This is a genomic window from Stenotrophomonas sp. BIGb0135, assembly GCF_024810105.1.
Taxonomy (GTDB): domain Bacteria; phylum Pseudomonadota; class Gammaproteobacteria; order Xanthomonadales; family Xanthomonadaceae; genus Stenotrophomonas; species Stenotrophomonas maltophilia_AB.
Genome location: NZ_JANUDX010000001.1, coordinates 566,323 through 576,782, shown reverse-complemented (window position 1 = coordinate 576,782; position 10,460 = coordinate 566,323). Strand labels below are relative to the sequence as shown.

At 70.9% G+C, this 10,460-nt stretch carries 8 protein-coding genes; 5 read left to right on the top strand and 3 right to left on the bottom strand.

Features of this window, described 5'->3' with window-relative positions; translation table 11 throughout:
• Positions 1 to 16: 16 nt before the first annotated feature.
• Positions 17 to 967 (bottom strand): cation diffusion facilitator family transporter, encoded by a 951-nt coding sequence (locus tag M2421_RS02640; RefSeq protein WP_259203047.1) that lies wholly within the window; start codon positions 965 to 967, stop codon positions 17 to 19.
• Positions 968 to 1,152: 185 nt separating this feature from the next.
• Here M2421_RS02640 and M2421_RS02635 point away from each other — a divergent pair, with 185 nt between their 5' ends.
• The 3 genes from M2421_RS02635 to M2421_RS02625 are packed head-to-tail and all read left to right on the top strand — an operon-like array spanning position 1,153 to position 3,176.
• Positions 1,153 to 1,776, top strand: coding sequence for a sigma-70 family RNA polymerase sigma factor (locus tag M2421_RS02635; RefSeq protein WP_310439316.1), 624 nt, complete (start codon positions 1,153 to 1,155; stop codon positions 1,774 to 1,776).
• On the top strand, positions 1,773 to 2,465 hold the full coding sequence (locus M2421_RS02630; RefSeq protein ID WP_259203043.1) for a ChrR family anti-sigma-E factor: 693 nt from the start codon (positions 1,773 to 1,775) through the stop codon (positions 2,463 to 2,465). Before M2421_RS02635 ends, M2421_RS02630 begins: the two co-directional genes overlap by 4 nt.
• A gap of 27 nt (positions 2,466 to 2,492) precedes the next feature.
• Positions 2,493 to 3,176 carry an NAD(P)H-binding protein gene (locus tag M2421_RS02625; RefSeq protein WP_259203042.1) on the top strand — a complete coding sequence of 228 codons (684 nt, stop codon included), beginning with the start codon at positions 2,493 to 2,495 and terminating at the stop codon, positions 3,174 to 3,176.
• A gap of 306 nt (positions 3,177 to 3,482) precedes the next feature.
• Here the strand turns inward: M2421_RS02625 and M2421_RS02620 are convergent, their stop codons facing one another.
• Together M2421_RS02620 and M2421_RS02615 are read right to left on the bottom strand one after the other, a co-directional pair.
• Positions 3,483 to 3,893, bottom strand: coding sequence for a response regulator (locus M2421_RS02620; RefSeq protein WP_259203040.1), 411 nt, complete (start codon positions 3,891 to 3,893; stop codon positions 3,483 to 3,485).
• A gap of 91 nt (positions 3,894 to 3,984) precedes the next feature.
• Positions 3,985 to 4,728, bottom strand: coding sequence for an SOS response-associated peptidase (locus tag M2421_RS02615; RefSeq protein ID WP_259203037.1), 744 nt, complete (start codon positions 4,726 to 4,728; stop codon positions 3,985 to 3,987).
• A 100-nt stretch (positions 4,729 to 4,828) separates the two neighbouring features.
• On the opposite strand from M2421_RS02615, the gene xth reads away from it, so the two are divergent.
• Both xth and M2421_RS02605 read left to right on the top strand, forming a co-directional pair.
• Entirely contained in the window at positions 4,829 to 5,623 is a 795-nt protein-coding gene (gene xth / locus M2421_RS02610; protein WP_259203036.1) for an exodeoxyribonuclease III, read from the top strand.
• Positions 5,624 to 5,657: 34 nt separating this feature from the next.
• The gene (locus M2421_RS02605) at positions 5,658 to 10,433 is read left to right on the top strand and encodes an ATP-dependent helicase (RefSeq protein ID WP_259203035.1); all 4,776 of its coding nucleotides are present in this window, start codon (positions 5,658 to 5,660) and stop codon (positions 10,431 to 10,433) included.
• Positions 10,434 to 10,460 lie beyond the last annotated feature (27 nt).

The following is a 10,460-nucleotide window of genomic DNA, read 5'->3' as shown; positions in this document are numbered from 1 at the left end:
GCGCGTGCGCTGGCTGTCACTCCGCCTCGCCAAGTCGCGCGCGCCGCGCATGGAACACCTCCGGCGTCTGCGGCTTGATGAACAACGCGACCAGCTCCGGGTACTCGGCCTTGACCGCCTTCTCGATGCGGGTGATGCAGGCCTCGATCTGCGGGGTGGTGCGCGCGTCTTCGAACTCGGCGCTGAGCATGGCAACCACCTGGTCCGGCCCCATCTGCATGGTGGTCACGCCGTTGGCGTTGCGCAGGTCCGGGTCGGTGTTGGCCACGGCCAGGATGCGCTTGGCCACGCTCGGGTGCGCCGGCTCGCCGACCAGCAGCCCCTTGGTCTCACGGGCCAGCAGGAAGGCGGTGACCGCCAGCACCGCGGCAATGCACAGCGAGGCGACGCCATCCAGCACCGGCATGTCCAGCAGCTGCGCGGCGACCAGCCCCAGCAGCGCGAAGCCCAGGCCGAGCAGCGCCGCGCTGTCTTCCAGCAGCACGGTGAAGGTGGTCGGGTCCTTGCTGCGCCGGAAGGCTTCGAAGTAGCCCATCGCGCCCTTGGTGGCGCGGAATTCGCGCAGCGCGATCCACCACGACGCGCCCTCGAACACGATCGAGATGCCCAGCACCGAATAGCTGATCAGGTGGTTGGTGGCCGGCTCGGGGTGGCGGATGTGCTGGATGCCTTCATAGGCCGACACGCCGGCACCGGCGGCGAACACCAGCAGGGCCACGATGAAGCTCCAGAAGTACAGCTCGCGCCCATAGCCGAACGGATGCACGGTGTCCGGCTTCTTCTCGGCGCGGCGCAGGCCATACAGCAACAGCAGCTCATTGATGGTATCCACCAGCGAGTGGACGCCTTCGCTGAGCATCGCCGAACTGCCCGACAGGCCGGCGGCGACGAACTTGGCGATGGCGATGCACAGGTTGCCGGCAAGGGCGGCATAGATGACAAGACGGGAGCCGGAGGGCTTGGCCATTGGGGGTGGGGGGCGGGTGGGGGAGGCCCCCATGATCGGCAAGTGGCCGTCCCGGCGGCGTGCAGGGGGGCGTCGACGGCGCCGGTGGGCCGCGCCTGGCCCCGGCGCCGACATCTGGCTGCATCCAATCGGCCCTGTGGCGCGTACACCTGATGACCTCCTACACACGGCGTCATCCCCTGCAGATGTACCGTCACCCCGACCCGCCTCCCTTTTCCTTCCACGCCGCCCGCATCGTGTCCGTCTCCGCGCAGCCCACAACGACCCCTCCCGACTGGACGCAGGACATGGATGGCGTGGCGCGCCTGCGTGACCGTGACTGCTTCATCCGGATCTACGACCACTTCATGCCGCGCCTGTGCATTTACCTGCGCGGGCGGGGTGCCACCGATGGCACCGCCGAGGAACTGGCGCAGGAGAGCCTGTTGCGGCTGTGGCTGAACGCGGCCGACTTCGATGCCTCGCGCAGTGCGCTGGGTACCTGGCTGTACCGCATCGCCCGCAACCTGCACATCGACCGGTTCCGCAGCGAGCGCGGCTGGTTGCAGGCGCAGGAGGCGGTGGAGGCCGCCGCGGTGGATGACCCGCCCGAGCGCACCTCGGCCGAGCAGTTCGTGGACCACGCGCGGCTGCGGCAGCGGATCAACGAACTGCCGGCGATCCAGGCACGGCTGGTGCGGATGTCGCATTTCGAAGCGAAGAGCCACAGCGAGATCGCGCAGGCGCTGAGCCTGCCGCTGGGTACGGTCAAGTCGCACCTGCGCCGTGCCTTCCTGCAGTTGCAATCCACCGTGCGGAGCGCCCCGTGAACCCTCGCCACCACCTGCACGAATCGACGTTGATGAGCTACGCCGCCGGTGCGTTGCCGCCGGCACTGGGCGTGGTTGCCAGCGCGCACCTGGAGGGCTGCGCGCATTGCCGGCAGCTGCTGCGCGATGCCGAGGCGATCGGCGCGGCGCTGCTGGACCAGACCCAGCCCGAGCCCGCCAGTGCGCGCCAGGCGGCCATGCGCGAGGCGATGCTGGCGCAGCTTGAGGCCGAGGAAGCGCGGGATACGCCGGTGCGCCCGCTGCGCCCGCTGGCGACGCCGGTGGCCGGCGACACGGCCGCGTCGTCGCATCCGGACCCGCTGCCGGTGTCCCTGCATCCGTATTTCGGGCCCTCGCTGCGCACGCTGCGCTGGCGCTGGATCGCGCCGGGCGTGCACTGCATCCGCGCGGCCAGCATGCCCTCGCTGATCATGCTGCGCATCGCGCCGGGCAAGTGCCTGCCGATGCACAGCCACGGCCAGAGCGAGCTCACCCAGATCCTGCGCGGCGCCTACAATGATGCGCTCGGCACCTTTGCCCCGGGCGACATGGCCGACCTGGACGAAGACGTCGAGCACCAGCCGGTCACCGCGCCAGGCGTGCCATGCATCTGCGTCTCGGCGCTGGATGCGCCGCTGCGCTTCAGCGGCTGGCTGGCGCGAAGCATGCAGCGTTTCGTGAAACTCTAGCGTTCTGGCCTGTCGAGGAACCGCATCATGAGCACTCCCTCCCGCCTGCAGGTCCTGATCACCGGTGCCAGCGGCCTGGTCGGGCAGGGCGTGTTGCGCGCCTGCCTGGCCTCACCGCATGTGCAGGGCGTGACCGCACTGGTCCGCCACGCCGGCGGGCTGCCCGACGGCGTGCGCGCGATCGTCCTGTCGGATTTCACCCGCGCCGATGCGTTGGGCGAGCAGCTCGCCGGTTTCCAGGCGTGCTTCTACTGCGCGGGGGCGCCGCCGATCGGCACGCCGGAAGCGGAGTATCGCGCGGTCACGTTGACGGCCACCCTGGCCGTGGCCCGGGCGTGGGCGTCGGCCAATCCCACCGGGCGATTCCTCTACGTCTCGGGCGCGCACGCCGATCCGGACAGCCGGTTCATGCCGCTGCGGATCAAGGGGGAAACCGAGGCCGCGCTGACGGCGCTGCCGATTCGCACCGTGATGCTGCGCCCGGGCGGCGTGCGTCCAGTCGCCGGGACCGGCACGCGGCACCCCCTGCTCAAGCCGCTGTACCTGTTCGGTGGGCCGGTGATGACGCTGGCCGCGCGGGCTGCGCCTGCGCTGGTGACCAGCAATGCGGCGGTCGGACGGGCCATGATCGAACTGGCCCGCATGCCGTCGCCACCGGCGGTGGTCGAGTGCGCCCGGATCAACCAACTGGCGGCCGACGCCGGCGGTTGACGGGGGTTCATCCCCGCGACGAGGGAAACACGGCCTCGTCACCGCGCCGGGCACACCGTGGATGGCGCGATGATTCCATCGCGTTGGAGCACGCAATGTCGGACATGAAGCGCACGCCCACCTAGGATCAGAAGGCCAACGCCAGCACCCACAGTGCAGGCCAGAAGCAACAGCAGCAGGACGCTGGACGCAAGGACGCGCCAGGCAAGGATGCCAAGGCCAAGGATGCCGGCTCACACAAGCAGCACAAGTGAGCGCATCGGTCATGCACATGGAAGGGCCGCACGCTGCGGCCCTTTTTTACGCCTAGTCGGCGGCCTTGCCGAACGGCGGCCCGCTCCGCCCGCGGCGCACGGCATCGTCGACGCGGGTCACCAGCTCGTCGATGTTGAACGGCTTGCCGACGAACGGCGTGCCCTGATGTTGCTTGGGCACCATCTGGAAATAGACCGCCGAGGCGAACAGGAAAGGCGTGCCGAGTGCGGCCAGCCGGTCGGCCACGGGGAACACCGGGCCATCGCGCAACTCGATATCCAGCACGGCGGCATCGAAGTGCTGGTAGGACAACGTGCTCAGCGCATCGGTAACGGAGTCGGCGGCGACCACGTCGTAGCCGGCCTCGGTGAGCACTTCAACGAACAGTTTGGACAGCTGGATCTCATCTTCCACTACCAGGATGAGGCTGCGTGCGGGGGGAGAATTCGGACGGCCGTTCATGAGGTTTGAAAGGTTCGGGCAGATGATCCTGTTCCTTTTCGTGTCAACGCGACGCCAACTGCGCTTTCGCTTTCGTTGACATCGGCACGCGTCACTGCGTGCCGTCGTCTTCTTCCAGGGCATCGTCATCCCAGGCGCTGGCCGCGTCCGCAGGCGCATCGGCGTCGGGATCCACCGGCTCCAGCAACGTGTAGTCGTCGCGGTCCGGATCACGGAACGCGCGGCTTACCGGATACGCCTCCAGCGCTGGCGTGCGCGCCTGTGCGCGCAGGTCGGCGGGAGCCTGCAGTGCGCCGGCCAGCCATGCCATGGCGACGCTGCCGTCGATGAACACCGGGCCATCGGGCGTGAGCGGGGCCGGTATGGCGGTGTTCGGGGCGGTCAGCACGGTGAAGCTGTCGATCTGGTCGCCGTCCGGATGCTCCCAGTGCTCCCAGAGCCCGGCGGCCAGCAGCGCCAACCCGTCCGTGCGCTGCACGAACAGGGGCCACGGCGGCTTGCGTTGCCTGTCCCACTTGTAATAACCGCTCATCGCGATCACGCACGGCCGCTGCTGCCAGGCCTGGGCGAAGATGCGGCTCCTGGCGGCGCGATCCAGCCGTGCGGTGACCGTGGTGTAGGGCGTGGTCGGCTCTTTCGACCAGCGCGGCACCAGGCCCCAGCGCATGTCGGCGGGCACGATGCTGCCATCGCCGTCGCGCGCGATCACGGTGGCCACGCCGTTCTTGCCGATGTTGTAGCGGTCCGGTGCATCGGCCAGCGCGTTGGCCAGCGATACGGGCAGGCCGCCGGGCAGGGAGGCGGCATCGGCAATGGCTTGGGCGAAGCGGCGCATGCGGGCAGGGTACGGCCGCCGTTGTGAGCCGCCAGTCAGTGTGACGCGCCGACGACGCCCGCCAGCGTCTAATCAGGTCCTGGCCGCCTGGAGCCCGGGGATGCCGCGCAGGAAAACACTGAAACTTGCCACCTACAACGTCAACGGCATCGGCAACCGGTTGCCGCAGCTGCTGGCATGGCTGGCCAAAGAAACCCCGGACGTGGTCGCGCTGCAGGAGCTCAAAGCGGTGGACCAGGCGTTCCCGGTGGCCGAACTGGAGGCGGCCGGCTACGGCGCGCTCTGGCTGGGCGAGCGCCGCTGGAACGGCGTGGCGTTGCTGGGCAGGGGCGTCACTCCGGTGCAGAGCCGGCGGCGCCTGCCGGGCGAGCCGGCCGACACGCAGAGCCGCTACATCGAGGCCGCCATCCACGGCATCGTGGTGGCCGGCATCTACCTGCCCAACGGCAACCCGCAGCCCGGGCCGAAGTTCGACTACAAGCTGCGCTGGATGCAGCGCCTGCACGCGCACGCCAGGACGCTGGTGGACCTGCCGCACCCGGTGGCGATCCTGGGCGACTTCAACGTCATCCCCACCGACGAGGACGTGTACGACCCCCGCGCCTGGCGCAAGGATGCGTTGCTCCAGCCGGAAACGCGCGCGGCCTTCGAGCGGCTGCTGGTGCAGGGCTGGACCGACGCACTGCGCCACTGCCATCCGGACGAACGCATCTATACGTTCTGGGATTATTTCCGCCAGCATGCCGAGCGTGATCGCGGGCTGCGCATCGATCATCTGCTGCTCAACGCGCCTCTGACCGCCGGTCTGCAGGAGGCCGGGGTAGACCGCTGGGTGCGGCTGCAGGACAAGGCCAGCGACCACGCCCCCACGTGGGCGGTGGTGGTGGCGCCTTGAAGCCGCACCCGCGCAGGTAGGTAGAGTAGGCATCATGTCCGACCCGGTTCCTCCCGCCATCGCTGCCTTGGACGCGTTCGCGCCCGCCACCCGCGCCTGGTTCGCCGCCGCCTTCGATGCTCCCACGCCGGTGCAGGCGCATGCATGGGCGGCCATCGGCGCCGGTGCGCATACGCTGGTGATCGCCCCGACCGGATCGGGCAAGACGCTGGCCGCCTTCCTGCATGCCATCGACCAACTATTCCGCGAGCGCGAACGGCAGCCGCCCGCTGCCGCTGCGCCCATCGGCACGCGGGTGCTGTACATCTCACCGATCAAAGCACTCGGTGCCGACGTGCATCGCAACCTGCAGGTTCCCCTGCAGGGCGTCAACGCCGCGCGCGAGCGACGCGGCGACCCGGCGCTGAACCTCTCGGTCGGCATCCGGAGCGGGGATACCCCGGCCGCCGAACGCGCCCGGCTGGTGCGGCGGCCGCCGGACATCCTGATCACCACGCCGGAATCGCTGTTCCTGATGCTCACCTCGCAGGCACGCGAGACGCTGCGCGGCGTACACAGCGTGATCGTCGATGAAATCCACGCGGTGGCCGGCACCAAGCGCGGCAGCCACCTGGCGCTGAGCTTGGAGCGCCTGGACGCCTTGCTGGCGCAGCCGGCGCAGCGGATCGGGCTGTCGGCCACGGTGCGGCCGGTGGAACAGGTGGCCGCCTTCCTCGGTGGCGATCGCCCCGTCACCGTGGTCAATCCGCCCTCGGCGCGCCAGTTGGACGTGCGGATCGTGGTACCCGTGGAGGACATGGCCGACATTCCCGCGCGCGCCGGCGACGAACCCGGCCGGGTAGGCTCGATCTGGCCCCACGTGGAAAGCAGCATCCTGGACCAGGTCCTGCAGCGGCGCTCCACCATCGTGTTCGCCAACTCGCGTGGCGTGGCCGAGAAACTCACCGCGCGCCTCAACGAGGTGTACGCAGAGCGCCTGGCACGCGATCCTGCGTTGCACGCCGCGCCGGCATCGGCGGCGGAGAGTGCCGACCCCGCATCGCACTACGGATCCTTCAACGGCGGCACCAGCGGGCGCACCGCCGGCGCACCGGCGCTGATCGCGCGTTCGCACCATGGCTCGGTCTCCAAGGAGCAGCGCCGCGACATCGAGCAGGCCTTGAAGTCCGGCGAACTGCGCTGCGTGGTGGCCACCTCCAGCCTGGAACTGGGCATCGACATGGGCCTGGTCGACCTGGTCATCCAGGTCGCCGCGCCGCCCTCGGTGGCCAGCGCGCTGCAGCGGGTGGGGCGCGCCAGCCACCAGGTCGGCGGCATTTCCACCGGCCTGGTCTACCCACGCACACGGCGCGACCTGATCGACGCGACGGTCGCCATCGAAGGCATGCTGGCCGGCCGCATCGAGGCGGTGGACCCGCCCCGCAATCCGCTGGACGTGCTGGCCCAGCAGACCGTCGCCGCGGCGGCGATGGACACGCTGGACGTGGACGCCTGGTATGCCCGCGTGCGCCGTGCCGCGCCGTACCGCACGCTGCCGCGCAGCGCGTTCGATGCCACCCTGGACATGCTCGCCGGGCGCTATCCCTCCGATGACTTCGCTGGCTTCCGCCCGCGCCTGGTCTGGAACCGGCACACCGGTGAACTGAGCGCGCGCCCTGGCGCCAAGCAGTTGGCGGTCACCAGCGGCGGCACCATCCCCGACCGCGGCATGTTCAGCGTGATGCTGCCCGAAGGCGAAGAGCGTGCCGGCTCGCGCCGCGTCGGCGAACTGGACGAGGAAATGGTGCACGAGTCGCGGGTCAATGATGTGATCACCCTCGGCGCGACCTCCTGGCGCATCGAGCAGATCACCCATGACCAGGTGGTGGTCACCCCGGCGCCCGGGCGCTCGGCGCGGCTGCCGTTCTGGCGCGGCGAAGGCGTGGGCCGGCCGGCGGAACTGGGCGCGGCGGTAGGCGCGTTCCTTGCCGCCCTGGACGCAGCCGCCGATGGAGGCGACGGCGGCATTCCGCCGTCGCTGGACGCGCGGCTGCAGGCCAGTGGCCTGGCCGGCAATGCCATCCGCAACATGCTGGGGCTGGTCGAGGAACAACGGCAGTCCACCGGCACGCTGCCCACCGACCGCCGGCTGGTGGTGGAGCGGTGCCGCGACGAATCCGGCGACTGGCGGGTGATGCTGCATTCGCCCTATGGTCGCCGCGTCCACGATCCCTGGGCATTGGCGCTGGCCGGCCGTATCCGCGAGCGCTGGGGCGTGGACCCGACGGTGGTGGCCAGCGACGACGGCATCCTCCTGCGCGTCCCCGATGCCACCGGCCGCCTGCCGGGTGCGGCGCTGTTCCTGTTCGAGCCGGAACGGCTGCGCGACGAGGTGACCCGGGCGGTCGGCGGCTCGGCCCTGTTCGCCGCGCGTTTCCGCGAGTGTGCGGCGCGCGCGCTGCTGCTGCCGCGGCGCAGTCCGGGCCGACGCTCGCCACTGTGGCAACAGCGCCTGCGCGCCGGCGAACTGCTGGCCATCGCGCAACGCTATCCGGATTTCCCGATCCTCCTCGAGGCCGCGCGCGAGTGCCTGCAGGACGTCTACGACCTCGACGCCCTGGCCGCGCTGATGCAGCGGCTGGCCGAAGGCGGCATCGAGATCGTCGAGGTCACCACCGAGGTGCCGTCGCCGTTCGCGGCGAACCTGCTGTTCGGCTACGTCGCCGAGTTCATGTATGGCACCGACGTGCCGCTCGCCGAACGCCGTGCGTCGGTGCTGTCGCTCGACAGCGGCCTGTTGGCGGACCTGCTGGGGCAGGTCGACCTGGGCGAACTGCTGGACCCCGCCGTGGTGGAGCAGGTCGGCAATCTCCTGCAACAGCGTGCGCCGGAACGCCGCGCCAAAGGCAAGGAAGGCGTGGCAGACCTGCTGCGCGTGCTCGGGCCGCTGTCGGTCACGGCGGTGGCCGAGCGCCTCGCCGACGCCACGCCCGATGCCCTCCAACACCTGCAGGCGCTCGAGCGCGAGCACCGGGCGATCCAGGTGCCCGTGGCCGGCAGCATGCGCTGGGCGGCTGTCGAAGACGCCGCGCGCCTGCGCGATGCGCTGGGCGTGATGCTCCCGGCCGAGGTGCCAGCCGTGTTCCGGCAGCCCTCCGCCGATCCATTGGGTGAGCTGCTCGCGCGTTATGCGCGCACCCACCGCCCGTTCACCAGCGCCGAGGCGGCCGCTGCATTCGGGCTCGGCGTGGCGGTGGCCGACGCGGCGCTGGAGCGGCTTGCCACGCAGGGCAGCGTCCTCAAGGGCAGTTTCGGCGTCGTCTGTCGCCAGCAGGATGCGGCCACGTCGCCTGCCGGGCTGTCACCGTTGGCCACCCATGAGTGGGTGGGCGAGGACGTCCTGCGTCGGCTGCGCATGCGCTCGCTGCAGGCGGCCCGCGACGCTACCCGGCCAGTGCCGCCCGAGGCGTATGCGTTGTTGCTGTTGGAGCGGCACGGGCTGGTGGCGGATGCAACGCCGCCCGCACGCGGTGCGACCGCGTCCACCACGGGTGCGCTGGACGGCATCGACGGCGTGACCCGTGTGGTTGAGCTGCTGGCCGGCGTGCCGGCGCCTGTCTCTGTATGGGAAAGCCAGATCCTGCCGGCGCGCGTGCACGACTACGTGCCGGCGCTGCTCGACGCGTTGCTTGCCACCGGCGCCGTGGTCTGGTCTGGCCATGGCCGGCTGGGCGAGGACGATGGGCTGGTCTCCCTGCACCTGCAGGAGTTCGCGTTCGAGTCCTTGCCACCGCTGCCGCTGTCGGCGGAACACTCGCCGCTGCAAGAGGCGATCCTGCAGTTGCTGGCCGATGGCGGGGCCTACTTCGCCTGGCAGCTTGCCGCCGCGGTGCAGGCGCGCTGGCCTGGCGCCGCCGGGGGGCAGGCGGGCGCGGAGGTCAGTCCCGATGCGCTGCACACCGCGCTGTGGGACCTCGCCTGGCGCGGCTACCTCACCACCGACATCTGGAATCCGCTGCGTGAGCTGGCCGGACTGCGGCCGCCGCGTCCGCGGGCACTGAGGACCTCGCGACGAAGCAGCCGGGTGCGCGGCATCCCGATGCACGATCCCGCGGTTGCGCCCCACGGCGCCGCGCCGCGCGTGGTCGCGTTCACCGCCGCCACGCTGGCCGGGCGCTGGTCGTTGCTGCATCGGCAGGCCACCAGCGACACGCTGCGCGCGGTGGCCCTGGCCGACGCGCTGTTGGACCGCCACGCCATCGTCACCCGCGGCGCGGCCGTCGCCGAAGGCATCGCAGGCGGCTTCCCCGCCTTGCAGCAGGTGTATCGCGGCATGGAGGATGCCGGCCGCGTGCTGCGCGGCCGGTTCGTGGCGACGCTCGGCGGCGCGCAGTTCGCCGAGCGGACCACGGTGGACCGGCTGCGCGGGATCGCCGAGGCGTCGGGCACCGGGCGCTCCAGCGTCGCCGTCGCGCTGTCCGTGGTCGATCCGGCCAACCCGTTCGGCGGCGTGTTGCCCTGGCCACCGCATACCGCCTCCCTGCGGCCGCTGCGGCGCGCCGGCGCGCTGGTGGTCATCGTCGGCGGTCGCCTGCAGATGTACCTGGCGCAGGGCGGCCGGCATCTCCTGACGTGGCTCGACGCCGACGCCGACGCCACCCTGCTAGACGCGGCGGCCCAAGCGCTGGCCGCAGCGCTCGGGCGCACGCGGCGCGCCCGTTTCACCCTGGAGCTGATCGACGACGCGCCGGTCGCACGCAGCGCACTGATCGATGCGCTGCGCGCGGCGGGCTTCCGCAGCGATCCCAAGGGCCTGCGCTGGGACGGATGATCGCGCGGCGTTGGCCTGGGCGTTGCC

Coding starts and splice junctions, on each gene's coding strand:
- M2421_RS02640 (WP_259203047.1), bottom strand. CDS start 967: ATGGCCAAGCCCTCCGGCTCCCGTCTTGTCATCTATGCCGCCCTTGCC.
- M2421_RS02635 (WP_310439316.1), top strand. CDS start 1,153: ATGTACCGTCACCCCGACCCGCCTCCCTTTTCCTTCCACGCCGCCCGC.
- M2421_RS02625 (WP_259203042.1), top strand. CDS start 2,493: ATGAGCACTCCCTCCCGCCTGCAGGTCCTGATCACCGGTGCCAGCGGC.
- M2421_RS02620 (WP_259203040.1), bottom strand. CDS start 3,893: ATGAACGGCCGTCCGAATTCTCCCCCCGCACGCAGCCTCATCCTGGTA.
- M2421_RS02615 (WP_259203037.1), bottom strand. CDS start 4,728: ATGCGCCGCTTCGCCCAAGCCATTGCCGATGCCGCCTCCCTGCCCGGC.
- xth (WP_259203036.1), top strand. CDS start 4,829: ATGCCGCGCAGGAAAACACTGAAACTTGCCACCTACAACGTCAACGGC.
- M2421_RS02605 (WP_259203035.1), top strand. CDS start 5,658: ATGTCCGACCCGGTTCCTCCCGCCATCGCTGCCTTGGACGCGTTCGCG.